General features: G+C 61.8%; 22 protein-coding genes and 1 tRNA gene. 14 read left to right on the plus strand and 9 right to left on the minus strand.

What is annotated here, in order from left to right; translation table 11 throughout:
• Positions 1 to 1,315 (minus strand): TonB-dependent siderophore receptor (locus tag T281_RS04440; RefSeq protein ID WP_162173112.1); only part of this gene is annotated, 1,315 nt, incomplete at its 3' end.
• A gap of 281 nt (positions 1,316 to 1,596) precedes the next feature.
• Between T281_RS04440 and T281_RS04445 the strand changes: the two genes are divergently transcribed.
• On the plus strand, positions 1,597 to 2,562 hold the full coding sequence (locus tag T281_RS04445; RefSeq protein WP_052037026.1) for a helix-turn-helix domain-containing protein: 966 nt from the start codon (positions 1,597 to 1,599) through the stop codon (positions 2,560 to 2,562).
• A 3-nt stretch (positions 2,563 to 2,565) separates the two neighbouring features.
• Here T281_RS04445 and T281_RS04450 read toward each other — a convergent pair whose 3' ends face one another.
• The 4 genes from T281_RS04450 to T281_RS04465 are packed head-to-tail and all read right to left on the minus strand — an operon-like array spanning position 2,566 to position 6,177.
• Positions 2,566 to 3,324 (minus strand): iron ABC transporter ATP-binding protein, encoded by a 759-nt coding sequence (locus T281_RS04450; RefSeq protein ID WP_037234892.1) that lies wholly within the window; start codon positions 3,322 to 3,324, stop codon positions 2,566 to 2,568.
• Positions 3,321 to 4,286 carry an iron chelate uptake ABC transporter family permease subunit gene (locus tag T281_RS04455; RefSeq protein WP_037234893.1) on the minus strand — a complete coding sequence of 322 codons (966 nt, stop codon included), beginning with the start codon at positions 4,284 to 4,286 and terminating at the stop codon, positions 3,321 to 3,323. The genes T281_RS04450 and T281_RS04455 overlap by 4 nt, the downstream gene beginning before the upstream one ends.
• Positions 4,276 to 5,238, minus strand: coding sequence for an ABC transporter permease (locus T281_RS04460; protein WP_037234896.1), 963 nt, complete (start codon positions 5,236 to 5,238; stop codon positions 4,276 to 4,278). The genes T281_RS04455 and T281_RS04460 overlap by 11 nt, the downstream gene beginning before the upstream one ends.
• Positions 5,239 to 5,244: 6 nt before the next feature.
• Complete coding sequence (locus T281_RS04465) at positions 5,245 to 6,177, minus strand: siderophore ABC transporter substrate-binding protein (protein WP_052037027.1); 933 nt, start codon at positions 6,175 to 6,177, stop codon at positions 5,245 to 5,247.
• A gap of 420 nt (positions 6,178 to 6,597) precedes the next feature.
• On the opposite strand from T281_RS04465, the gene T281_RS04470 reads away from it, so the two are divergent.
• The 7 genes from T281_RS04470 to T281_RS04500 all read left to right on the plus strand — a co-directional run bounded on the left by T281_RS04470 (position 6,598) and on the right by T281_RS04500 (position 14,789).
• Positions 6,598 to 7,119 (plus strand): RNA polymerase sigma factor, encoded by a 522-nt coding sequence (locus tag T281_RS04470; RefSeq protein WP_245269150.1) that lies wholly within the window; start codon positions 6,598 to 6,600, stop codon positions 7,117 to 7,119.
• 204 nt (positions 7,120 to 7,323) lie between these two features.
• The gene (locus T281_RS04475; protein WP_037234897.1) at positions 7,324 to 8,316 is read left to right on the plus strand and encodes a FecR family protein; all 993 of its coding nucleotides are present in this window, start codon (positions 7,324 to 7,326) and stop codon (positions 8,314 to 8,316) included.
• Between the two features lie 100 nt (positions 8,317 to 8,416).
• Positions 8,417 to 10,693 carry a TonB-dependent receptor gene (locus tag T281_RS04480; protein ID WP_037234898.1) on the plus strand — a complete coding sequence of 759 codons (2,277 nt, stop codon included), beginning with the start codon at positions 8,417 to 8,419 and terminating at the stop codon, positions 10,691 to 10,693.
• A 492-nt stretch (positions 10,694 to 11,185) separates the two neighbouring features.
• Positions 11,186 to 12,172: a tonB-system energizer ExbB gene (gene exbB, locus T281_RS04485; RefSeq protein WP_081796593.1), complete on the plus strand. Its 987-nt coding sequence runs from the start codon at positions 11,186 to 11,188 to the stop codon at positions 12,170 to 12,172.
• A gap of 4 nt (positions 12,173 to 12,176) precedes the next feature.
• Positions 12,177 to 12,638, plus strand: a complete 462-nt coding sequence (exbD, locus tag T281_RS04490) for a TonB system transport protein ExbD (protein ID WP_037234901.1) — start codon at positions 12,177 to 12,179, stop codon at positions 12,636 to 12,638.
• Entirely contained in the window at positions 12,635 to 13,504 is an 870-nt protein-coding gene (locus T281_RS04495) for a TonB family protein (protein WP_052037028.1), read from the plus strand. Before exbD ends, T281_RS04495 begins: the two co-directional genes overlap by 4 nt.
• A 13-nt stretch (positions 13,505 to 13,517) precedes the next feature.
• The gene (locus T281_RS04500; protein ID WP_052037029.1) at positions 13,518 to 14,789 is read left to right on the plus strand and encodes an MFS transporter; all 1,272 of its coding nucleotides are present in this window, start codon (positions 13,518 to 13,520) and stop codon (positions 14,787 to 14,789) included.
• Positions 14,790 to 14,902: 113 nt separating this feature from the next.
• Here the strand turns inward: T281_RS04500 and T281_RS04505 are convergent.
• Positions 14,903 to 14,977 (minus strand) — tRNA-Thr (locus T281_RS04505).
• A 301-nt stretch (positions 14,978 to 15,278) separates the two neighbouring features.
• Between T281_RS04505 and T281_RS04510 the strand changes: the two genes are divergently transcribed.
• Genes T281_RS04510 through T281_RS17435 form a run of 3 tightly spaced genes read left to right on the plus strand, consistent with a single transcriptional unit; the run spans position 15,279 to position 18,848 of the window.
• Positions 15,279 to 16,943, plus strand: coding sequence for an NAD+ synthase (locus T281_RS04510; protein WP_037234904.1), 1,665 nt, complete (start codon positions 15,279 to 15,281; stop codon positions 16,941 to 16,943).
• Entirely contained in the window at positions 16,940 to 18,274 is a 1,335-nt protein-coding gene (gene gltX / locus T281_RS04515) for a glutamate--tRNA ligase (RefSeq protein ID WP_037234906.1), read from the plus strand. Before T281_RS04510 ends, gltX begins: the two co-directional genes overlap by 4 nt.
• A 4-nt stretch (positions 18,275 to 18,278) precedes the next feature.
• Entirely contained in the window at positions 18,279 to 18,848 is a 570-nt protein-coding gene (locus T281_RS17435; protein ID WP_155955101.1) for a globin domain-containing protein, read from the plus strand.
• A 51-nt stretch (positions 18,849 to 18,899) separates the two neighbouring features.
• Here T281_RS17435 and T281_RS04525 read toward each other — a convergent pair whose 3' ends face one another.
• Together T281_RS04525 and T281_RS04530 are read right to left on the minus strand one after the other, a co-directional pair.
• Positions 18,900 to 19,157: a hypothetical protein gene (locus T281_RS04525; RefSeq protein WP_037234907.1), complete on the minus strand. Its 258-nt coding sequence runs from the start codon at positions 19,155 to 19,157 to the stop codon at positions 18,900 to 18,902.
• Between the two features lie 75 nt (positions 19,158 to 19,232).
• A complete protein-coding gene (locus T281_RS04530) occupies positions 19,233 to 19,457 on the minus strand; it encodes a hypothetical protein (RefSeq protein WP_037234908.1) in 225 nt (74 codons plus the stop codon).
• Between the two features lie 773 nt (positions 19,458 to 20,230).
• Between T281_RS04530 and T281_RS04535 the strand changes: the two genes are divergently transcribed.
• The 3 genes from T281_RS04535 (at position 20,231) to T281_RS04545 (ending at position 24,996) form a co-directional block, all read left to right on the plus strand.
• A complete protein-coding gene (locus T281_RS04535) occupies positions 20,231 to 21,607 on the plus strand; it encodes a M16 family metallopeptidase (RefSeq protein ID WP_338053295.1) in 1,377 nt (458 codons plus the stop codon).
• Between the two features lie 115 nt (positions 21,608 to 21,722).
• Positions 21,723 to 22,979: a M16 family metallopeptidase gene (locus T281_RS04540; RefSeq protein ID WP_245269151.1), complete on the plus strand. Its 1,257-nt coding sequence runs from the start codon at positions 21,723 to 21,725 to the stop codon at positions 22,977 to 22,979.
• A gap of 196 nt (positions 22,980 to 23,175) precedes the next feature.
• Positions 23,176 to 24,996, plus strand: a complete 1,821-nt coding sequence (locus tag T281_RS04545) for an ABC-F family ATP-binding cassette domain-containing protein (protein WP_037234921.1) — start codon at positions 23,176 to 23,178, stop codon at positions 24,994 to 24,996.
• Here T281_RS04545 and T281_RS18170 read toward each other — a convergent pair.
• On the minus strand, positions 24,993 to 25,202 hold the full coding sequence (locus T281_RS18170; RefSeq protein WP_199502245.1) for a hypothetical protein: 210 nt from the start codon (positions 25,200 to 25,202) through the stop codon (positions 24,993 to 24,995). The genes T281_RS04545 and T281_RS18170 overlap by 4 nt on opposite strands.
• Positions 25,203 to 25,303: the final 101 nt, after the last annotated feature.

The raw sequence follows: 25,303 nt of genomic DNA on the forward strand, positions 1-25,303 counted from the left end.
CCTGAAGGTAGAGGCCAACCTGATCGGTGATCGTCTTGTTGTCGGTGTTGTTGATGATGGCGGTATCGACCGGCTGGCCATAAACGGGATTGTCCCAGTCGATATAGCTGAGAGTCGCCGCATAGCCCCACTGGTAGTCGCGCCGCGACCAGCGATAATCCACGCCGCCCAGCACCTTGTGCTTCACAAAGGCGGTCTTGAAATCGGCCTGCACCTGATTGTCGACCGTGAACTGCGTCAACTCTTCGGGGCCAGCGCCAGCCTTTCGGGAAAAGGTATTATCGTCCACGACGCCCGATTCGACCATTGTGTTGAACATGGTCTCGATCCGCGAAATGCGCGCGCTCTGGCGCACAGTGAAGGTCGGGTCGAAGCGATGCTCGAACTGATAGCCGATATAGTATTGCGTGCGCTCGTATTTGTCGTAGCCGGGCTCGCCCATGTAAAAGTCGTGCGGCACGTAGCCATACGACGTCGGGTACATCGTGCCTTTCGCTTCGAGGAAGTTCCGGAAGCCCGCGTTTGGCTCGTAGGTGTACATGCCATCCACGACGAGCTTTGTGTTTTCGGTGGGTTTCCACATCACCGAGGGCATGACGCCGACGCGCTTCTTCTCGGTGTAGTTCACCTCCCCATCCGTATCGAGGCCGACGCCGACGACACGATAGGAGATTTCCGGGCTCACCACGCCGCCGACATCGAAGCCGGTCGCGAAGCGGTTTTCGGTGCCGAACTCGACGAAGACTTCGCGGTGCGTCTCGCCGGTCGGGAGCTTGCTGACGAGGTTCACGATGCCGCCGGGGTTCGCCTGCCCGTAAAGCACCGAGGCGGGCCCTTTGATGACCTCCACCCTTTCAAGGAAATACGGGTCCATTTGCCCGAAGGAGCCAGAGCCGTAGAGCAGGCCGTTCAGATAGCGCGGTACATAGTTGAAGCCGCGTATGAACATTTCATCGTGCAGATTCGAGCTGCCGCGATATTCCGTAAATACGCCTGCTGTGTAGCGGAGCGCTTCCGCCACCGTTTTTGCGGCCTGATCCTCGATCTGCTGACGCGGCACAACGGAGATTGCCTGCGGCGTTTTCGTGAGCGGCGTATTGGTCTTGGTGCCGGTCAGGCTCTTCTGCGCGACGTATCCCTGCACCGGTCCGTCGCCACGCTCTTCCTGCGCCTGCGGCTCCTGCCGGGGCAGCTCGACGGGTTGCGCGGCCTGCTGCCTCTGCGTTGGCTTTTTCACCTTCTTCTTGCCTTCGACGACGATCTCGCCGATCTGGCCGGTTCCTTGCGCTTTAGCGGACACAATGGCTGCGTCCATGGCTACAAGGCTTGCACTTGTCACAAGGCCCCAGCCCAACACGCCTAGAAATAAGCGCCCGCCTTTTGCATGAAATCCGGAACTAGAATAACTCTTGCCTACCTCGTCCGGTCTACAGTTATAATAATTCCGACGTACACGCAAAGTTATGATGTTCATTGTGCTGCCCCAATTTCGCAACCTAAGGTTTAAATACTCAGTAAACCTTAGCTTGCACCCAGATATTTCTCTGAATATATTAAGGGGCTGGCATTGGAAATTTGGGAGAGTGTCAAAAGGATATGCAAAAGAGCCACGGCGATGGGTTCGACGCCGACTGTCGCAAATATGCACTCGAAGCGCGAGATGATGAGCCTGCGGGCCTCGACATCGAAAAACGCCCCCGGCTTTTTCCGAAGGTTGGTATTCTGGAAAAGCCGCTCGTTCCGGTCGCTCCCGCGCCACGGGCGACTCCGACCCTCTCCGAAATCCCGCCAAAACTGATGCTGATGGCGATTTTCGAGGGCAGTCAGCGCTTCCGCATCGATGACCGGGATTTCGTCCTTCAGACTGGCAGCGGCGCCGAACCCGTGCGCGCGCTGATGATAAACCTCACGCGGCCGAGTATTCTCGGCCACTTCGGCAGTTTGCCGGGAATGAGGAAAATCCAGATCTCATGCCCGCCGGACTGGGTTGACGCTCTCTATCTCGAAGAGACGGAGGGTTCGCCGCCGTTGCATGACTTCCTGTCGCGACATCTGTCGCATTTTGCCTGGACGCCAAGCCGCCAGTTCGTCTGGGCGGCGCGGGAGCTTCTGGAACCGGCGGTTTCGCGCCCCGAGCTTTGCCGCCTTAACAGACACGCGCGCGCGCTCGACATGCTGCGTTTCGCGTTCGATGCGCTGTTGGCGGAACGGAGCGCGGATGATCCTCTGCCGTCGCTGAGCGCCGCGAGACAGGGCCGCCGTGTGCGCGACTTTATCATCGCCAACCTCTCGGAAAATCTCACGATCGAGCATATCGCCCGCGAAACCGGGGCAAGCGCCAGCACCGTGCAGCGCGCCTTCAAGGCTCATTTCGGCATCACGGTGCAAGCCTTCATCCGCCAGAGGAAGCTCGAACTCGCGAAGACCGCGCTCTGCCGCGAAGGCATCACCATCGCGGAAGCGGCTTATATCGCGGGCTATTCCAACGCGTCGAACTTTACCTGCGCCTTCAAGCGCATCTACGGCTTTCCACCCGGCCGCACCGCGCGCATGAATTCCTGAGGCTTACTCGTAATAAAGGGCGATGCGCTGTCCAGCCACCGCATGGACCTGGATTTCCATCCCGTAGATGTCGCGCAGCATGTCTTCGCGGATCACCTCGTCCACGGTGCCAGCGGCGGCAAGCCTGCCGTCCTTCAGCGCGACGACGAAATCCGAGTACCACGATGCGAAATTGATGTCGTGAAGCACGAGAACGACCGTCTTGCCGAAGTCGCGCGTCGCCCGCCGCAGCGTTTTCATCATCGACTGCGCATGCTTCATGTCCAGGTTGTTGAGCGGCTCGTCCAGAAGCACATAATCCGTGTCCTGACACAGCACCATGGCGACGAACGCGCGCTGCCGCTGGCCACCCGAAAGCTCGTCGAGGTAGCGGTCGGCTAATGCGCCGAGGTCGAGATAGGCGAGCGCACGTTCCACATGCGCCTTGTCGTCCAGCGTGGGACGCCCTCTCGAATAGGGAAAGCGGCCGAAGGTTACGAGGTCGCGGACGGTGAGCCGCGCGGAAAGGTGATTGTCCTGCCGGAGGATGGCAAGCCGCCGCGCGATCACATCCGACGCCGTGGCGGTCACATCAAGGCCCCCGACGGTGACGCTGCCGCCGTCCATCTTGAGAAGCCGGGCGAGCATCGAAAGCAGGGTGGATTTTCCCGCTCCGTTCGGCCCGATAATCGATGTGATGCCACCCTTCGGGATTGTCACGCTGAGGCCATCGACCACCACCGCATCGCCGTAGCGCTTCGTGACTTCGTTTGCGAGGATCATCTGATGGCCTTTCTCACGATGAGAATGATGAACGCGATGCCTCCGACAAATTCGATGATGACTGACAGCGCCGTGTCGAAACCGAAGACGCGTTCGAGAATCGTCTGCCCGCCGACGAGGAAAATCACGCTCAGAAGCACGGCGGCCGGAATGAGAACCGCGTGGCGCGCGTTTCCGATCAACGCATGCGCGAGGCTCGCGACAAGCAGCCCGAAGAAGGTGACGGGTCCGACGAGCGCCGTGGACGCCGAAACGAGCAGCGCCACCGCGATGAGGACGAGCGAAACCTCGCGGCGATAGTTTAGCCCGAGGCTGATCGCCATGGGGCGGCCGAGCGCGAGCACGTCGAGGCGCGGCAGCATGGGAATGACGAAGGCCGAGACAACGGCGATAATCGCCGCCGAAACGCCGAGCAGCGTCGCATCAATGCGATTGAAACTCGCAAAAAAGCTGTCCTGTAGAACCATAAATTCGTTTGGGTCGAGCAGCCGCTGCATGAGCGACGAGAGGCTCTTGAAAAAGACGCCGAAGATGATCCCTGCGAGCACCAGAAGATGCAGGCTGCGCTCCTCCCCCGCGAACAGCCAGCGAAACAGCAGCCCGGAAAAGAGCGCCATCGCGACCGCGTTCAGCGCGAACACGGAATTATGGTCGAGCATGGCGACGACCGCCGTGCCGAGCAGCACCACAAGCGTCGTCTGAATCAGGATGTAGAGCGCGTCGAAGCCCATGAGGGCGGGCGTGAGGATCCGGTTGTTGGTAACGGTCTGGAACAGGATGGTCGAAAGCGCGATCGCCCATGCGACGAGCACCAGCCCCGCGAGCTTCAGGCCGCGAAACTTCAGCACGAAGTCCCAGTTGCCTTTTGCGCCCAGCGTCATGAACGCGAAGCAGGCACCAACCGCCAGCGCGGCGAGTAGCAAAAGGACGGCGCGCGGCCGCGCGTTCCGGTCAGGCAGCATGCGCGCGCTTTCGCAAGACGAGCCAAAGGAACATCGCACTGCCGACGACACCGACGACGGTCCCAAGCGGGATTTCATAAGGCTCCCGGATGATGCGCCCGAGGATGTCGCACGAGAGGACGAAGATCGCGCCCAGCACGGCCACCCACGGCACCGCACGGCGCATGTTGTCGCCGACGGTGAGGCTTACGACGTTCGGCACGATGAGACCGAGGAACGGGATCATGCCAACCGTTACAACGACCGCCGAAGTGACCATCGAGACGATCACGAGGCCGAGCGCGAGAACGCGCTTGTAGTTGAGGCCGAGATTGGTGGTGAAGTCGCGCCCGAGCCCCGCCACGGTGAACCGGTCGGCGGCGATCCATGCGACGGCGGCAAGCAGCCCACCGACCCACAGCAATTCATATCGCCCGCGCAACACGCCCGAGAAATCGCCCATGGTCCAGGCCAGCAGGGATTGCAGCAGATCGAAGCGGTAGGCGATGAAGGTCGCGACCGCGTGGATCACGCCCCCCAGCATGATGCCGAGAAGCGGCACCATCAGCGGATCGCGCAGCGGTACGAGACGCAAGAGCCTCACGAACAGCAACGTCCCCGCGAGCGCGAAAGCCGCCGCGACCAGCATTTTCCCCATCACCGGTAGTTCGGGCGCCATGATCGTGACGATCAGCAAGCCGAGGCTCGCCGCTTCCACCGTGCCGGATGTCGTCGGCTCGGCGAAACGGTTGCGGATCATCATCTGCATGATGAGGCCCGCGATGGCCATGGACGCGCCTGCCAGCACGAGCGCCAACGTGCGCGGAATTCGACTGATCGCTAGAATGCGCGCGGCATGTCCGTCATCAGACCCCGCAAGCATGGCCCATACGGGCATATGCGTCACCCCGACGAGGAGGCTCACGCAGGCGAGCACCAGCATCACGAGGACAGCAAAAAGGAGGGTGCGCATGCCGCGTTATTTCCGGTCCAGCGTGGCCTGGATCTGCCCGGTCAGGATCGTCAGCGCGGTATATCCTCCCGGCGCGATATAGGCGGCAGCAGGGTCAAGGTACACGATCCGGCCGAGCTTCGCGGCACTCGTCTGGCGGACGAGTTCATTGTCGAGCACGGCCGCTGCCGCACCGCCCGTTTTGGCGGCCCCGACAGCCGCGTCGCGATCGATAACGAAGATCCAGTCGGGGTTTTTTTCGAGGATGTACTCGAACGACACCACGTCGCCGCCATGGAAGCGGTCGTCGATCTTGCTTTCGACCGTCTTGAAGCCGAGTTCGCGGTGCAGCCAGCCGATGCGCGACGTGGGCCCGTACGCACCGACCTTGCCGCCATTCACAACGAGGATAAGCGCCGTTCCCGCACCGGATGCGCTGTCCCTGAGCTTCGCCACCCTCGCGTCAAGGTCGGCCACGAGGCGAGCCGCTTCCGCCTCCTTGCCGAAAATCGTGCCGACCTTCGTGATGTTGGCCTTCACGCTCTCCACGATTTTATCCTGATCGAATGAGAGATCGACGGCGGGCACGAGCGCGGCCACGTCTTTCAGCTTGCCGCGTGAGCGCACGCCGACAATCGCGAGGTCTGCACCTGCGGCGTTGATGGCTTCGAGATCCGGCTCAAACAAAGTGCCCATTCGGGCGTATCGCGGATCGGCATATTTCTTGAGCCATGGCGGAAGGTTCGACCCCAGCACACCGGCGGGCTGCGCCCCGAGCGCTTCAGCGATATCGAGCGTGTTGATGTCGAGAACGAGCACCTTCTCGGGCTTCTTCGGCAGCACGGTGCGGCCTTGCGCGTGCTCAATGACGAATTCGGCCCGCGCACCCGCCGACGAGATCGAAACCAGCAATGCGAATGCCAGCACCAGCGCGGCATGACGAAGAGTTCTGACCAGCACGTCTCGCGTCCTTTTCTATACGATCTGCCAAGGGGCGGATCGCTTTAACATGCACAAAACCAAAGCGCCAGACGTGCCAAAGTAAAAATTACAATAGACTTATAATAATTATAGAATACATGATATCTGCTCCAGCCGCATTGTGTTTTCACTCCGGTTGTGCCGATGACCGTCTACACTTCTTACTCAAAAGACCGGTGCTATCAAGGCTTCACAGCCTTCTTCTAGGTTGTCGGTGTTGCAAACGGGTCGAGCGAAAGCATGCGCAGAATTATTCGAATAAACAATGGCCAAGGTGGCGTTGACAGATATTGGAAAGAGTGCTGTTAATCGATCGGGCATGAAAACGCCGATTTAGAACTACTATAAATAAAGGCGTGTCATACTATTCTTGTGGATGCTGTGTATCCGGAGCGGCTGATGGGGAACGATGAAGGGGCCATGCCGTCTGCTACGGAACTGGTCAACATCTTCGGGGCTGAGCAAGGCCGGCTACAGCGGCTGGTCCGGCGTATCACGGGCAATGCACACACGGCGGAGGATGTTGTTCACGACACCTTTCTCAAGCTCATGAATCGCGATGTACGGGAACGTGATGTCGGTCTGGTGGTCACGACGGCACGCAATCTTGCGCTCGATGCCATGCGGGCTGAAAAGGTACGCGCGTCCTATGCCGAGAGCGTGTCGAGCGAGCAGGTGCAGGCCGGTGAGGTTTGTCCGGAGGACGCAGTTGCGAGCCGGATGGAGTTCGACGCGCTGATGCGCGCGCTCAAGACACTGCCTCGTCGTACCCAGCGCATCTTGCTTCTTAGCAAGATCGACGGGATGACTTATCCACAGATTGCCCGCACCTTGGGCATTTCGGTCTCCACCGTCGAGAAGGAAATGATCTCCGCCCTCGAATTCTGTCGCAATTGGAAACGACGGCGCGAGAAAATTTGAGGCGAAGCAGGCGTTTTTTGAGAACTTAGTGCGAGCGCTCCCGGCTCTCGTTGGCTATGCTTTCTTCGGCTCGATTTTGTCTACAAGAATGAGAGTGCGTGCCGCAGAACGCGCCAACCCTTCCACCTGGCATCGACTGCCCGAACACTATTCGGATATATATAAAGTGGCGCGTGCTTAAAGTGGACGCTTTGCGAGAATGAGATGGAATCCGCATCCGACCACAGCGAGGACCGCGAGCAGGCTTCGCGCGAGGCAACCGAATGGTTCGTGCGCCTCAATAACCCACTCGCCTCTGAAGAGACGCGACGCACCTACCGGGTTTGGCTTATGGCCGATCCTGCCCATCATGATGCGATGCGCGAGGTCTCCGAACTGTGGGGTGCGCTCGACCGCCCCGCAGCGCAGCTTGCTGCAAACGGCTGGCATCGTGTCACCGACCGTCCCGCGCTGCAACCGCGCGGATGGCTGACCGGAGGCTTCCGGTTCGCCGCTGCCGGCATCGTCACCGTGGCGCTGGCATGTGGCGTTGCGGTTTGGCGCGATGTCGGCATGCTCGACCGTGCTTTCGCCGATGTCGCGACGCGTCCCGGCGAACGGCGTGAAGTGCGACTCGCCGACGGCACGACGGCCTTTCTTGACGGTGATACGGCGCTAAACAGCCTTATGGGCGAGGAACTCCGCGAGATCACCCTGCTACGCGGCCGGGTCTGGTTCGATGTGGTACCGGACAAAACGCGTCCTTTCGCCGTCCATGCCGGGCGCGTCGATTCGCGGGTGCTCGGCACCGCCTTCGGGATCGATCGCGAGGCCGGTGTCGTCACCGTCGAACGCGGCGAAGTCGCAGTGTCCGATGTCGAAGTTACGCGCGGCGGGCCGGTCCGGCTGACGGCATGGCAGAGCGTCGCGCTTCAGGACGGCAGTCTAGGCTCGCCTGTCGCAGTCGATCCCGATCAGGCGTTGGCCTGGCGTCGGGGATTGATCATCCTTGACCGAGTCCCACTCTCGCACGTCGTCGAAGAACTGAGCAAAATGGCACCGGGCCGCGTGGTGTTCGCCGATCCGGCGCTAAAGCACCTCACGCTCTCCGGCACTTTCCGCGCCGATGACCCAGGCGCCGTGCTAGAGGCCCTGCAAAGCGCACTAAAACTCAGGATATTATCCGTGCCAGGTTTCGCCACGCTGATCTATCGCTGAGGATTTCATTTTTTTTGCGGGGTTTGCCCCTCCTGCCCGTTGAACATATGGGTGGGGCCGCCGGACGCGTGCCCCGAGTGTGGGTGTGGGGCATTAAACTATGCAGAAATACGTTCGAGCCGCAGCGCTGAGCTGCGGTGTATCGATGTGCGCGTTGTCGCTTGTCGTTGCCGATATGCCAGAGGCGTGGGCGCAGGCGAATACGACCTACGACTTCAATATTCCGGCCAAGCGGCGCCTTTCCGCGCTTGCCGATTTTACGGCGGCGACCGGAATCCAGGTGGTGCGTCCGGGTGCGGGGGCGATCGGCGGAACCTCGCAGGCAGTAAGCGGCCAGTATTCAGCCGAGACGGCGCTCAGAGCGATCCTCGCCGGTTCGGGGCTCAACTATCGCTTTACGGGGACGCGCACGGTCGCGATCGAAGCGCAGGGCGGTGACGCGGGCGGAGGCGACGGCGGTGTCGCGCCCGGCGAAGGTATCGCTCTCGATACGATAGACGTCAGGGGCGCAGGAGAAGGGATCGGGCGAGGCGGCGTCAGTGAGGTCAACGTTACGAGCGCGGATCTCGAACGTCGCAACGCGAACGACATCAGAAGCGTGTTCCGCGGAGAGCCGCGCATTACCGTCGGCTCCTCGCTGCCAATGTCCCAGAAGGTCTACGTGCAGGGCGTCGAGGAGACCAATCTCGCAGTTTCGATCGACGGCTCGCGCCAGAACAACAAGGTCTTCCATCACAATGCGACGACGATTATCGATCCGAACCTCCTGAAGGCTGTGCGCGTCGATGCGGGTGTCGCTCCCGCCGATGCGGGCCCCGGCGCGCTCGGCGGCGCGATCGCTTACGAGACCAAGGACGTGGCCGATCTCCTTGCCAAGGATGGCCTCGGCGGGTTCCTGAAGACAACTTACAACTTCAACGGCAATACTTCGACCAACAATCTCGCTGTCTACGGTCGTCAGAATGGTTTCGAGGCGCTCGGCTCCTTCAACTTCGCCAAAGGAAGTGAGTTCACTGCCGGCAACGGTCAGGAAGTGCTCGGCACAGAGACGGACTTTGTGAGCGGGCTCGGCAAGTTTGCCTATCAGAGCACTGACGGCCACCGCTTCGAGATCAGCCACGAGCAGTTGCGCGACGACGCCATGCGCCCATTCCGGGCAAATGTCGAACGAATGGTTGCCGACGAGTCGAGGTGGCCAGTCGTAAGACCCTACACGCTTGATCGGCAGAATACAGTCTTCACTTATACCGACGTGTCCCCAGAGGGCTGGTGGGATCCAAAATTCGTGCTAGCGTACAACCGATCGAAAGTGGCGATCGATCAGTATCTGGTCAGAACCTCCACCTATGATTACACCAGCGAAGGCATCACCGACAGCCTCAACGGAAAGCTGGAGAACAAGTTCGCTTTATCCATCGGCAACATCGTGACGGGCGTCGATTTCTATCGCGACCGCGCGAAGTATATCGGCAATACGCCTTCGACATCGGAAAAGGCCGATAATATCGGCGCCTATGCCCAGGCAAGGCTGACGCCTTTCGAGCGCACAAAGCTGTCTTTCGGCGTGCGTGGCGACCATCAGGATTTTGAGGGCGTCAACGGCTTCAGTTCCAGCGACCAGGGCCTCAGCGGCAATGTCTCGGGCGAATACGAGTTGACCAGCTTCCTTATTGCCAAAGCCGGCTACTCGCACGTCTGGGCCGGGGTGCCGCTTGCCGAGAACTATGTCCAGAACGCTGCCTGGGATTATGGCGCTGGCCCGAAGTCGGTCACGTCAGACAACTACACTGCGGGCTTTGTAGTTCCTTATGAGGCTTTCCGGTTCGAAGCTGGCGTGTTTCAGACCGAAATCGACAATGCGCGTGTGCCTCTATGGGCTGCCAACATGGCACTGCGTGCTTTCGACGTGCAAACGCGGGGCTTCCACATCGGCGGCACCTATAACTGGGGCGACGGCTTCGCGCGGGTGCGTTTCGCGCGCACGGACGCGGAAATCGATGGGCAGCCGGCTGACACCTATCTCGGCCAGTATCTCACCGCCCCGCTCGGCGACGTGCTGGCGTTCGAGGTGGCACACACCTTCACGCAGTGGAATCTGACGGTCGGGGCCGATGTCGAGATTGTCTTCGACTACGACGAACTCGAAGATCCTGCCACTGGAATCGGCAAGATCGAAGGCTACGAAGTCGCCAACGCCTTTGTCGAGTACCGCCCACCGTCGCTCTCGTCATTGACGCTGCGCGGCGAGGTGAAAAATATCTTCGACGCGACTTATGCCGCCCGCGGCACCTACGGTCTGGAATACGGCACCGGCGTGGTACGACCCCTCTATGAAACCGGTCGCACATTCCTGGTCAGCACGAAGATCGACTTCTGATGCAGAGGTAGGAAATTTCGGCCGGGTCTGACGGTGAGGCGTGTCGTCTGCTCCCTACCTGCTAACAGCGTCGTGCCTTTCGGCTCGGCGCTGTTTGATGGAGCGCTCGATCTCAAAAAGGCCGTCGCCCTGGCGCAGCGCATCGCGTGGCGCGCCCAAAAACCAGAGCGCCAGACGTTTCAATACAGCTGTATATAATTAGAATAATTATAGATCTCGCATGATGGGCATCAATATTGTGTTTCAATACCAAATTCTAGTGAACGAAATTCATTAAGAAGCCGACTGCTTGCCCGCTATAATGGCGATATTGTATTTGTTCGGACGTAACGCATTGCTGCGTATCCAGCCAGAGGAGAGACCGCGCGCGCCCTTGTTCCTTTATTTTGTCGTAAATGGCGAACATCGGTGGCCGTCACGATTTTTGAACCAAGGTTCGGGGCAGAAGCGCCGAAGCGTTTGTATCGTAACCATCGAAAGACCGGCATTCACATGACTGATTGCGTTTGGCTCGCGAAATTCATCCGGCTTGCCGCTACCTTCCTCCTGCTCGCGGCGCTCGCCTTCGATCCCGGCGCGACCGCGCTGGCGCAGGACTTATCGTCATCGCCGGTTGCGCCACTCGCTAACGGTTCCGCCCATCCGAGTGAAGGGCACGGCTCGCCGCTGCCTGTGTCGGCCCCGGAAGCGGCGGCCTCACAGCAGGAAAGCGCGCCGGCACCCGGCGAACTGCCCGCGCCCGCGAAAACGGCTCGCACCGATCTCCCGCGCGACCTTTCCCCCTGGGGCATGTTCATGGCGGCGGACAGCCTCGTGAAGGCGGTCATGATCGGTCTCGCACTCGCTTCGCTGGCGACGTGGACGATCCTTCTCGCAAAGACGATCGAACTTGCCGGCGCGCGAGGGAGCGCGCGACGCACGCTCGACGCCGTTCGCGAGGCTCGGACTATGGGCGAAGCGCTTTCAGCCACCGATGGCAACGGCGGCCCGGCGCGGGAAATGCTCGCCGCAGCGGCGCGCGAAGCCGCCCTTTCAGATGCGGCCGTCGATCACGCGGGCGGCGAGGGGCTGAAACAGCGGGTGCAACTGATGCTTTCACGCATCGAGGCGGCGGCAGGGCGGCGCATCTCGCAAGGAACAGGCGTGCTCGCGACAATCGGCTCTATCGCGCCCTTCGTCGGCCTGTTCGGCACGGTATGGGGCATCATGAACAGCTTCGTCGGCATCTCGAAGGCACAGACGACAAACCTAGCCGTCGTCGCACCGGGCATCGCCGAAGCGCTACTTGCTACGGCCATCGGGCTTGTCGCGGCGATCCCCGCCGTCATCGTCTACAACGCTTTCGTTCGGCGGATTCAGGCCTACCGCGCGTTGCTCGGCGACGTGGCTGCGGGCGTGCTGTGCCTCGTCAGCCGCGATCTCGACTATCGCAAGGTTCCGTCGAGCCGCGTGGTGCGCTTCGGGCAGGCTGCGGAATAAAGCCATGGCCGGGGGATTATTGGATAACCATGGCGGCGGCGACGATCTGCCGGAGGCGAGCGAAATCAACGTCACGCCGATGATCGACGTGATGCTGGTGCTGCTCATCATCTTCATGGTGGCCGCGCCGCTCGCGACGGTGGACATAAACGTGGACTTGCCCGCATCCACGGCGAAGCCCGCGCAAAAGCCTGAGAAACCGCTTTATCTCACGCTAAAGGGCGATTACTCGCTCGCGCTCGGCAATGAGGCGATTTCTCGCGATGCGCTGGCGGGCGCTATCGACGCGGCCGCGTCCGGCAACCGCGAGACACGCATTTATCTCCGCGCGGACAAGGGCGTGCCCTATGGCGAGTTCATGGCGGTTATGAATGTGCTGCGCGATGCGGGCTATCTGAAGGTCGCGCTTGTGGGGCTCGAAACCGCAGGTGCGCCGTCGCCTTCCGCCGCCCAGACCGCCCCATGACCGCGCCTCCCCCTCGCGGCATCGACGAGGCGTTGATCCGGCTCGCGGACAGATTGCTTGACCGAAGAGGCAATGGCGCGGCGACAATCGCGCTGTGGGGTTCCGCCAGCGCGACGGTTGCCGGCGTCGCGGCTCTCGTGGGCGTCGGTTTCGCGCAGACCCCCGAAATTCAGGCAAACGCGGGCGCGCCCCCCGCGCTCATGATCGACCTGTCGATCGATGTTGACCAAGCCGCTCGCACGGACATGACCGAAATCGGCAACGCGATGTTTGCCGCGCAGGAGGTTCAGAGCAACTCCATCGAGCCGGTAGAGAAGCCCTCGGAAACGCCCGATCCCCTGCCGGATGAGGCTGAAAAACCCGTCGAGGAAAAGCCCGACGAGCAGCCGGACGAAATCAAACCGCCTTTACCGCAGATGGAAACCGTAGAGGTTCCGCTTCCAATTGAAACGCCCAAGCCCGAACCGGTGAAAAAGCCGAATAAGCCCGCGCCTGCGTCGGTCGCCGCCATCGAGTCTGCGGCGGAGGTTCAGAAGTCCGACCGGAGCGCTGCGCGACAGTCAGGGGCGGGCCAATCCTCGGCCGTCGCCATCGCCACTTGGGAAAGCCGGTTGATGACGCATCTCGGCCGCAACAAGCGCTACCCGGCCGATGCGCGCTCCAGAGGCGAAACCGGCACCGCCGTGGTGACTTTCAGTCTCGATCGTTCCGGAAAAGTACTTTCGGCTTCGTTGCGGAAACCTTCAGGCCATCGGGATCTCGACGCGGAAGCGCTCGATCTGGTGAGGCGCGCTTCGCCGCTGCCCGCCCCGCCGCCCGGCGCGCCGCTGACCATCACCGCGCCTGTGCGTTTTTCGATCAAATAGGATAGGCCGATCCATGGCGCTCTTGCGGGTACGCCTCTCGCGCCTGCTGGTGGACATCGCTCCCCTTCGCCAGAGCGCGCCGTTCCGTCTGCTGTTTATTGCGCGGACGGCTTCGCTGCTCGTCTATGGCGTGCTCGCCGTCGCCGTGAGCCTTCAGGTTTTCGCGCTCACTCAATCGTCGTTTCACGTCGGCGCAGTCGCGTTCGCGGCCGCAGGCGGAACCGCGCTCGGGCTACTTGTCGGTGCGCCGATGGCCGACCGCTACGACCGCAAGCCCCAGATGGTTTGGAGCAGAAGCGCATTTCTCATCACGATGCTCATATTGCTTGGGAACGCGTGCCTTGAGCATCCGCACCTGTGGGTCATCTATCTGGCGGTCAGCCTGGGTGGCATCGCAGGCGGCTTCAGCTCTCCGGCCCTCATGGCGGCGGCTCCCTCGCTTCTCCCGCGCGAGCACCTGGCCGCCGCCGGGGCGCTCACCGCTATCGGACTTCAGACGGGCGCGATTATCGGCCCTCCCATCGCAGCACTCTTCATAGCGGGGCCTGGATTCGCGTTCTGTTACGCCTTCGTCGTGGTCGGCGCGGCGATAACGCCGGTGCTTCTCTCGTGCCTGCCATCCCTGCCGCCAGAGCGCGGCCATGAAGGCGACCGTTCCTCTCCCGGTCTGGCCGGAGCCGTCGCTTACCTCAAATCGAATCCCCTCGTCGTTGCGCTGCTGGCGACCGAGCTGGCTACAACGCTTTTTGTTGCTCCGCAGGTGCTCATTCCAAAGATCGCAATCGATACCTTCGCCGCCGGAGCAGCAGGCGCGAGCCTGCTTTACACGGCGCCCGCGATCGGGGGCCTGATCGCCGCGCTGACATCGGGATGGACGAGGCATGTCGCGCAGCCGGGGCGGATGCTCTTCTGGGCTACGATTTGTTGGGGGCTTTGCGCGGCGTGCGTTTCATCCGGGCAAACTATTGAATCGACATCGTTTCTCTTTGGGCTCCTCGGCTTTTTCAGCTCCATCGCCCAAATCCTGAGAGTAGCATTGCTCCAGTGCAGCGTACCGGATCCGTTTCGGGGCAGGGTGTTCGCCTTGTGGCTTTTCCAGTCCAATGCCGGGCCGGCGTTTGGCGGACTGCAAACGGGTATGGTCGCCGGGGCTTCGTCGGTAAATCTCGCCCTCGTGGCGGGCGGAGCCGCCTGCATCGCTGCTACGGTTGCGATCAGCGCCGCTTTTCCGGCCTTGCGGAACGCGTCTCTGACAAGGCGCCAAGAGCCCGTCGAAGTATCTTGAAACTTGATAAAGGCTCGCAGCCTCGGTCTGGACAGACCTGATGCCAAGCGGGACTATTCGCCTTGCGCGAGTTCAGCGAACCCGCTGAAGCCAATTTTTGCAATCTTAGGTTATGGTGCCGGCTGAGGGATTTGAACCCCCGACCTTCGGTTTACAAAACCGCTGCACTACCACTGTGCTAAGCCGGCATGGTGCTCCGCTCCGCGAAGGGCGGGCGCATCCTTAAATCAAATAACAAATCGCGCCTGTTTAGGCAACCGCTCGACGGCCACCACTGGCGAAATCCTGTGGTCGCGTGCTGAAGCGCCTCCTCGCCCTTGCCGACGGCGATCTGCCGGATCGAGACCCCGTGACGGCATTCGGGTCTTGAATTAGTGTGCACGTCTGACGTAATCCGACGTAAAATCGTGCAACGTGACGTAATTTGTGGTGCACCCTGCACACGTCTCGCCGTTCTCTTCGTCGGCGGGAATCGGAGACCTTCGCGCCATGACTGCATCCTTCCGCATCGCCTGTGCTCAGCTCAACCCCGTTGTGGGCGACCTCGCCGGAAATGTCGCACTGGCCCGCGCGGCGCGGGATGATGCGCGCGCTGTGGCGGCCGATCTGGTGGTTTTTTCGGAGCTTTTCATCGCGGGCTATCCGCCGGAAGACCTCATCCTGAAGCCCGCCTTCGTGGCAGCTTGCATGGAGGCGACGCGCGCGCTTGCGGCCACGACGGCGGACGGCGGCCCGGCGCTGCTCATCGGCACGCCGTGGGGCGAAGATGGCAAGGCTTATAACGCGGTCGCGCTGCTCGCGGGCGGGCGCATCGAGGCGCTGCGCTACAAGGTGGACCTGCCGAACTACAGCGTGTTCGACGAGAAGCGCGTGTTCGCGCCGGGGCCGTTGCCCGAACCAGTGGATTTCGCCGGGCTTCGCCTCGGGCTGCCGATCTGCGAGGATATCTGGACGCCCGCCATCGTGGGATCGCTTGCGGCGCGCGGCGCGGAGCTTCTGATTTCGCCGAACGGATCGCCCTTCACGCTGAAGAAGCGCGCGCAGCGGCTCGACGTGGCTCGCGCGCGGGTGGCCGAAGCCGGTCTGCCGTTGCTCTATATCAATCAGTTCGGCGGACAGGACGAACTTGTGTTCGACGGCGCATCCTTCGCGCTCAACCGCGACGGCGCGCTCGCGGCGCAGCTTCCGGCGTGGGAGACGGCGCTCGCGCTCACCGAATGGCGGCGCGACGCGGGCGGCTGGGCGTGTGTCGAGGGTCCGAGCGCGCGCGTCGAGGAAGGTCGCGAGGCGGCCTATCTCGCCTGCGTGATCGGACTGCGCGACTATGTCGAGAAAAACCGCTTCCCCGGCGTGGTGCTGGGCCTTTCCGGCGGCATCGACAGCGCGATTTGCGCCGCAATGGCGACCGATGCACTGGGTGCGGCACGCGTGCATTGCATCATGCTACCCTACCGCTACACGTCTGGCGCCTCGCTCGACGACGCGGCAGCTTGCGCGGAAGCGCTCGACGTGCGCTACGACATCGTGCCGATCCACACGGCGGTCGAGGTGTTCGGCGGCATGCTCGCGCCACTGTTCAAGGGTGCCGCGCCCGGCCTCGCGGAGGAAAACCTGCAATCGCGCATTCGCGGCACGACGCTAATGGCCGTGTCGAACAAGTTCGGCGGCATGGTCGTGACCACGGGCAACAAGTCCGAGGTGTCGGCGGGCTACGCAACGCTTTATGGCGACATGAACGGCGGCTTCAACCCGATCAAGGATCTTTACAAGACGCAGGTCTTCGCGCTGTCGCGGTTCCGCAACGAGCGCGTGCCGAAGGGCTGCCTCGGGCCGGGCGGCGTCGTCATCCCGGAAAACATCATCACCAAAGCGCCGACCGCCGAGCTTCGCGAGAACCAGACGGATCAGGATTCGCTGCCGCCTTATGACGCGCTCGACGACATCCTCGAATGCCTCGTGGACCGCGAAGAGCCGTTATCCGCCGTCGTCGCGCGCGGCCATGCACCTGAAACCGTGAAAAAGGTGGAGCGCCTGCTCTATCTTTCGGAGTATAAGCGGCGGCAGGCGGCCCCCGGCGTGAAGATCACCGAGCGTAATTTCGGGCGCGACCGCCGTTATCCGATCGTCAATCGCTTCCGCGAGCAACTTCCGTGACACAGGTCAAAGTCCGCTTCGCGCCGAGCCCCACGGGCCGGCTTCACATCGGCAACATCCGCTCCGCCGTGTTCAACTGGCTGTTCGCGCGGCGCGAGGGCGGCGTCTTCGTGCTCCGCTTCGACGACACGGACCTTGAGCGCTCTAAGGAAGAATACGTCGACGGCATCCGCGAGGATCTGCACTGGCTCGGGCTGACGTGGGACGAGGAATTTCGCCAGTCGGAGCGCTTCGCCTTCTATGCCGAAACGGCGGAAAAGCTGAAGCAGGCGGGGCGGCTCTATCCGGCTTATGAAACGGCGGCGGAGCTTGAGCGGAGGCGCAAGCTGCAAATGGCGCGCGGCAAGCCTCCGGTCTACGACCGCGCGGCGCTGAACCTGACCGACGCCGAGCGCGCCGAACTGGAGGCCGCCGGACGCAAGCCGCATTGGCGCTTCAAGCTCGACCAGCGGCCGACCGCGTGGGACGACCTCATTCGCGGGCCGCAGGAAATCGACGCGGGCACCATCTCCGATCCCGTGCTCATCCGTGAGGACGGCACGCCGCTCTACACCTTCACGAGCGTCGCCGACGATGCCGACACCGGCGTCACGCACATCATTCGCGGCGAGGACCACGTCACCAACACCGCCGTTCAAATTCAGCTTTTCGAGGCGCTGGGCGCTGCCGTCCCGCGTTTCGCGCATAACAATCTGCTCATCGGCGCGCAGGGTGAGGCGCTGTCGAAGCGCATCGGCTCGCTGTCCATCGCCGGGCTCCGCGACGACGGTTTCGAGCCGCTCGCGGTGATGACGCATGCGGCGCTCATCGGCACTTCGGAGGCGTTGCACCCGCAGGAGAGCCTTGCGGCGCTGGCATCGCTGTTCGATCTCGCGAAGATCTCGCGCGCGCCCGCCCGCTTCGATCCCGCCGAACTCGCGGGCCTCAACACGAAGCTTCTGCACGCGACGCCGTATGAAGCGGTGGCGGAGCGGCTGGCGGCTCGCGGCATCGATGGCGGCGAGGCGTTCTGGCTTGCGGTGCGCGCCAATCTCGAAGTGTTCGCCGATGTCGATCTGTGGTGGCGCGTGGCGAAAGGGCCCATCACGCCGGTGATCGAGGACGCGGCGCTCGTCGAGAAGGCGCTCGCGCTTCTGCCGCCGGAGCCGTGGGACCAGGGCACCTGGAAAATCTGGACCGAGGCTGTGAAGCAGGCGACGGGCGCTAAGGGGCGCGCGCTGTTTCATCCCTTGCGGTTGGCGCTGACGGGGCTGGAACGCGGGCCGGAGCTGAAGGACTTACTGCCCCTCATCGGCAGGCGCGAAGCCAGCGCGAGATTGAGCCAAGGCTGAGGCTTTGCTTTCGCGCGCCGTTCATTTCTCCCTCATGGGCAAATTGCGTGTTCGCGGTGTTTTCCCTATTCTTACGCCGGATGTAAGATGCTGTGTCGAGTGTGGGGTGTTTTCGTTGATAGTGCCTAACCAGTTAGCCGCCTTGCGAGAATTTTTCTCGAATATCGAAAGCGACCTGCCGGAAATCGTGTCTCTCATGTATGAGCGGTTTTTTGAAGCGGTCCCCGAAGCGGCGTCGCTATTCAAAGGCGACTTCGCGGCGCAGCAGATGCAATTCACCTTGATGTTACGCAGCACCATCGCCTTGACGCGCTCAAGCCAGCTCTGGCCTGTTGACGCAGAAGCCGGGCGCGCCTCGCTTCCCGAGATCGAATATCTCGGCTTGCGCCACGCCTGTGCGGGTGTTCAGCCCGAGCACTTCGCGGCAATGAAATGGGCTTTGGCGCGCACGCTTGCGGAAATGTATCCGAGGGATTTCGACCGGGACATCGAGGACGCGCTGAGTTTCATTTTCGACGTCGTGGCGAGGGCGACGAAGTTGGGCGGGGCGCCGCTGGTTAGGAAGGGGATCTAGCGCCAGCGCGCGATGGTGCGCTGACGCTTCAGGGTCCAAGAGTAGGCGCGCCTAGTACCGGGTGCCGCTGGCCGGTTCCCGTCTCATCTGCTGTGAGCGGGCTTTGAGACGGGCTTGCTGGCGCTTCTGGGTCGCACGCTTCGCCGCCTGCGAGCGGTCGCGAACGGGATTCGCCCGGTTCTGCATCGCGCGCGATAGCTGCCGCTGGGCGTGAGCGTTGTCAATGCCCTGACCCGTTTGAGCCGTTGCCGACCCTGACGCGGCGAGGATGGTGAAAAGAGGAATGGCTGCAAAGACGATGATTTTCATGAACTTCCCCGCTTGGTTGAGGTGAAGGGGAGCTTCGGCTGGGATGGCCGCCGAAGCTCTGTTGCCTGGGGTGGATCAGCCGCGGCTGCCATATTGACCGCTGCGCTGGCCGGTTGTGCGGGCCTTGGCGCGGCGGTCGCTCGACTTGCCCATCTGGCTAGCCTTGTTTTTCGACTTGTTCAGGTGGCTCTTGCCTGACTGACTGTACTGGCCCTGATTACGGCTCGCCGCATCGGCATTGAAAGAAGCAGCTGTGGTTAGAAGGAACACAGCGGCGACCGCAAGCGCTAAAGACTTCATGACATTGCCTCTTCGTTGTTGGAACGTTTGGAGGCAGGCTAGGCGAGCGCGGATTAATTGAATGTTACCTCGCCCAAATGGCGCAGTAAAATAGACCGATGAAAGTTACCTGATACCTTCGATAATATTTACACCGTAATCAGAGGACTGATTGTCATGATCAATCTAGCGGTCATATCTTTGGCTTCGCTCCTGCTTGTGGAAGCTCCCGTGCAAGCGGCCGAGGATAAGCTTGTTCGTGTGGGTTTTTGCCTACCGAAAACGGTGCGTTTCTCTCAATGCATCGAGGGCAGGGTCAATGCATGCGTTCGTACCCGGCATATGAATTGTAAAACAAAAACCTCCTGTTCACCGAGTTCGGAGAGATGCACGCGAAAGCCCCGACTGCTATTGCGATGACACCGCCAGAGGCGGTCACGATTGCGAGGGCGATGTGAATGAGCGGGATGTATTGGGCGATTGGACCGCAGATTCTTGCCCGATCGGTCGATGTCTTGGGCGCTTCCTCTACACAACCTCGGCACATGACAAAAATGTAATATCCTACCGATCGTCCTATTTCCGAGCCGGAGGACGACTTTTATCTCGCAATGTCATGAAATCGCCGCACCACTACTGGCGCCATGGAGGGAAAGAGCTATATCTTCAGCGACTCTTTGCAGAAGGATGCCGGATTGCCGATGTTTCAAGCTTCATCATATGGAACCCACCCCTGTTCAACGCCATCTAGATCGGGCAAACTGACCAAAATCAAACTCCTTGGTGCCCTGCTCATGGCTTTAGCGCTGTCCCCCCTCGATACCCTCGCCGCCGCGCAAACCTCGTCTCCCGCGCGTCTTGCCTATCACGGCACGCTGGATAACGGCCTCGAAATCGTGGTCGTCCCGGATCGCCGTGCGCCGGTCGTCACGCACATGGTGTGGTACAAGGTCGGCGCGGCTGACGAACCGCTCGGCAAGTCGGGCATCGCGCACTTCCTCGAACATCTGATGTTCAAGGGTACGGACAAGATTCCGGCGGGCGAGTACTCGAAAATCGTTGCGCGCCTCGGCGGACAGGACAACGCATTCACCGCGCAGGACATCACGGCCTATTTCCAGCGCGTCGCCAAGGACAAACTTCCGAAGGTGATGGAGATGGAAGCCGACCGCATGGCAAACCTCAAGCTCGCGGAGAACGATGTTCTCACCGAGCGCAAGGTCATCCTTGAAGAGCGCCGCAGCCGAGTTGACAACGACCCGTCTTCGCTCCTGCAGGAGCAGATGATGGCTTCGCTCTACACGGCGCACCCTTACCACACGCCGATCATCGGCTGGGAAACTGAGATGAAGGGCCTCACCCGCGAGGACGCCATCGCCCACTACAAGAAGTGGTATGCGCCAAATAACGCGGTTCTCGTCGTAACCGGCGATGTGGAGCCGGAAGAAGTTGTCAGGCTCGCGAAGGAAACCTACGGCAAGATCCCCGCGAACTCGGCTGTCGGCGCTCCGCGCAAACGCCCATCCGAGCCGGAGCCGGTCGCCGAGAAGCGCGTCCTTCTGCGCGACGGCCGCGTCGGCAAGGCGACGCTTGAGCGCTACTACACCGCGCCGAGCTTCAACACCGCCACCAACGGCGAAGCCGAGGCGATGCAATTGCTCGGGCGCATCGTCGGCGCGAGCAACACGAGCCGCATCTACAACAAGCTCGTGCGCGAGGAGAAAAAGGCATCCGCCGCAAGCGCATGGTACAGCGGGCTTGCCCTCGACAATGGCCGCTTCGGCTTCTACGCGGTGGCTGCGGGAGACAACAAGCTGGAAGACATCGAGGCCTCAATCGATGAAGTGATCGATGAAGTGATACGAAACGGCGTCACGGACGAAGAGCTTGAGCGCGCCAAGACGAGCGAAATCGCGAACCTTGTCTATTCCTCCGACAGCCAGCAGAGCCTTGCGCATACCTATGGCTGGAGCCTTGCCACGGGCCGCACGGTCGACGATGTCGAGGCCCGGTCCGAACGGCTGAAGGCGGTCAAGCGCGAGGACGTTCAGGCCGTCGCGGCGAAGTACCTGAAGCGGAAGCGCTCCGTGACAGGCTATCTCATCCCCGAACCTTCGCAGGTGGCGAAGGTCGATCCCCGTCCGGCTTCCGCTGGCGGCACGTTGCATTGAGGAGCGGAAGACCCACATGATATTCAAGATTTCCGGCAGCCGACTTATGAAGTCGCTTGCTGCCTCAGCTTTGTTTGTTTCGCTCCTTTTCGGAGCCGTCCTGCCAGCGAGCGCCATGCAGATTCAGAAAGTCGTCAGCAAAAAGGGTATCGAGGCGTGGCTCGTGGAAGATCACAGCCGCCCGATACTCAGCCTCCAGTTTGCCTTCAAGGGCGGCTCCACGCAGGACCCCGACGGCAAGTCCGGCGTGGCGACCTTCGTTTCGGGCATGCTCGATGAAGGCGCTGGCGATCTCGATTCCTCGGGATTCCAGAAGCGCCTCGAAGAACTGGCCGCCAAGATGTCGTTCAGTGCGAACTACGACAACTTTTCCGGCTCGTTCCAGACGCTGACGCAAAATCGCGAGGACGCGATCAAACTTCTGCGCGCATCGCTTAACGATCCGCATTTCGACGCGGACGACGCGAACCGCATCCGCGAGCAGCTTCTCGCGAATTTGCGGCTTGAGGAGAAAGACCCGGACAAGGTCAGCTCCATCGAATGGTACAAGCTCGCGTTCGGCGCCCATCCCTACGGCCGCTCATCGAACGGCACGGTGGAAAGCATAGAGTCCATTACGCCCGACGATCTGAAAGCCTACCGCAAGCGCATCTTCGCCCGCGATAACCTCAAGGTTGCCGTGGTCGGCGATATCGACGCCAAGCAGCTCGGCGATCTGCTCGACACCGTGTTTGGCGACTTGCCCGAGAAGGGCGATCTCAAGCAGGTGCCGGAGGTGACGCTCGCGAATGTCTCCAAACAGCGCGTTGTCGCGATGCCCAACCCGCAGTCCGTCGTGCAGTTCGGCTTCCAGGGCCTGAAGCGCAAGGATCCCGACTTCATCCCGGCGTTCATCCTGAACTACGTTGTCGGCGGCGGCGGCTTCTCGTCGAAGCTGATGCAGGAAGTGCGCGAGAAGCGCGGCCTCGCCTATGGCGTCTACACCTATCTATATCCGCTGGACCATGCGGGCATCTTTGCCGGCGGCGTCGCGACGGAAAACAAGAGCGTGGCGCAGTCCCTCGACCTGATCCGCGCAGAGCTTGAGCGCGTGTCGAAGGAAGGCCTGACCGAGACCGAGCTTCAGCAGGCGAAAGACTATCTCATAGGCTCCTACGCGCTGCGCTTCGACACCAGCGGGAAGATCGCGGCGCAGCTTCTCGCCATCCAGCTTGATGGCCTTGGCGCCGACTACATCGAACGCCGCAACGGCGAGATCGAAGCTGTGACCGTCGCCGATGTGAAGCGCGTCGCCAAGCGGTTGCTCGAACCGAAGAACCTCATTGTGACGGTTGTCGGCGAACCGGAAGGTGTGAAGGAAGTGGGGCTTTAAGCGTCGCCCCTTTTGATTGTTCAGCGGTCGGGCCATTGGTCCGGCCGTTCCGTTTCAGCCAGGTTTCGGCATGCGCCCAAGCCAAGCGAGCGAAATCTGAAGCTTCCAACCGCTCGCCACCGGAAAAGATTGCATCGCGCGGCGTTCCTGTCCAAATCTGCGGGCATCCCAACCAGATGGAACCAACGCCCCGCACATGGCCGCACCGCTTCTCACGCTACAGAATATCGCGCTGACCTTCGGCGGCACGTCGCTTTTCGACGGCGCGAGCCTTGTCGTGTCCGAAGGCGACCGCATCGCGATCGTGGGGCGCAACGGCACCGGCAAATCCACGCTCATGAAAATCGCGGCGGGGTTGATCGAGCCGGACAGCGGCAGCCGCTTCGCACAGCCCGGCGCGATCATGCGCTATCTGCCGCAGGAGCCCGATTTCGGCGACCACGCCACGGTGCTGTCGTATGTGGAAAGCGGCCTCGGCCCGACGGACGATCATTATCAGGCGCGGCTGCTCCTCGGAGAGCTCGACCTCACCGGCGAGGAAGCGCCCACCACGCTTTCGGGCGGCGAAGCGCGCCGCGCGGCGCTCGTCCGCATCCTCGCCGCGAACCCGGACGTTCTGCTGCTGGACGAGCCGACAAACCACCTCGACATTCAGGTGATCGAGTGGCTCGAAAAGCGCCTCGCCGCGATGAAATCGGCGCTCGTCATCATCAGCCACGACCGGCGCTTCCTCACCAACCTGTCGCGCTCGACCGTGTGGGTGGATCGCGGCACGACGCGAACGCTCGAATTCGGCTTCGGCAAGTTCGAGGACTGGCGCGACGAGTTTCTGGCGCAGGAGGAACTCGACCGGCACAAGCTCGCGCGCAAGATCGAGCGTGAGGCCGATTGGCTGCGCTACGGTGTCACCGCGCGGCGCAAGCGCAACGTCCGTCGCCTCGGTGCGCTGCATAGCCTGCGCGACGAGCTGCGCACGGCACGACGCGCGCCCGGCGCCGCGAGGCTGGAAGCGGCCGAGGGCGCGCAATCCGGCAAGCTGGTGATCGAGGCCGAGGGCATTTCTAAGTCCTATGGCGGCGGCAAGCCCGTGGTCGAGAAGTTCTCAACGCGCGTCATGCGCGGCGCGCGCATCGGCCTCGCGGGGCCGAACGGCGCGGGCAAGACGACGCTGCTCAAGATGCTCATTGGCGCGCTTGAACCCGACGAAGGCAATGTGCGCCTCGGCACCAATCTCGAAATCGCCGCGCTGGAGCAGAACCGCGACAGCCTCAAGCCCGACATGACCGTCGCCGATGCGCTGACGGGCGGGCATGGCGACCTCGTCGTCGTGAACGGCGCGGCGCGCCACGTCGCGTCCTACATGCAGGACTTCCTTTTCCTGCCGGAACAAGTGCGCTCGCCGCTGAAGGTGCTTTCCGGTGGCGAACGCGCGCGGCTCATGCTCGCCCGCGCCTTCGCGAAGCCGTCGAACCTGCTGGTGCTCGACGAGCCGACCAACGACCTAGACCTCGAAACGCTCGACGTGCTCGAAGAACTGCTGAACGATTACGGCGGCACCATCATCCTCGTCAGCCATGACCGCGACTTCCTCGACCGCGTCGCGACATCGATGATCTGCCCGGACGGTAACGGCCAGTGGATCGAATATGCGGGCGGCTATTCCGACACGCTCGCGCAGCGCGGCGGGCGCGGTTTCGGCTCCGAGCCGACGAAGACGAAGTCCACGCAGGAGCCGAAGCTCAAGGCGGCGGCAGCTGGCGGCGATCAGCCAAAGCCGAAGCGCAAGCTCAGCTTCAACGAGAAGCATGCGCTCGAAACGCTGCCCGCGAAGATGACGGCGCTCGAAAAGCAGATCGGCACGCTTCAGGCGAAGCTCACCGACCCAAACCTCTATGCGAAAGATCGCAAGGCGTTCGATCAAGCGACCGCCGCGCTCGCGAAGGCGCAGGCCGAGTTGACCGAGGCGGAAAACCGCTGGCTCGAACTCGAAATCCTGCGCGAGGAGCTTGGGCTTTAGCGGCCCCAGCCGTTCGAATAACCGGAGCGATGGTCGTTGGACGAGCCCGAACCGTAGGAGTTACGGTTCGGGTCGATCCAACCTTCGCGCCCGGTGTACGGGTTAACATTCCCTTTGGTGCTGAAATTATCATTGAGATTATTGTTCGGCCTCGTCTGGTAGTGCGGCTCGACGTAGGTACCGTCATCGCGAGTGTAACCTCGCACGTGGGTATCTCCGGCGAAGGCAGCAGATGAGACCGAGAGGGCAATGAGGGTCGTCAGAAAATGGCGCATCAAAAAACCTATTCAAAAAAAGATCAGACAAG

The organism is Rhodomicrobium udaipurense JA643 (genome assembly GCF_000636015.1).
GTDB classification, from domain to species: Bacteria; Pseudomonadota; Alphaproteobacteria; order Rhizobiales; family Rhodomicrobiaceae; genus Rhodomicrobium; species Rhodomicrobium udaipurense.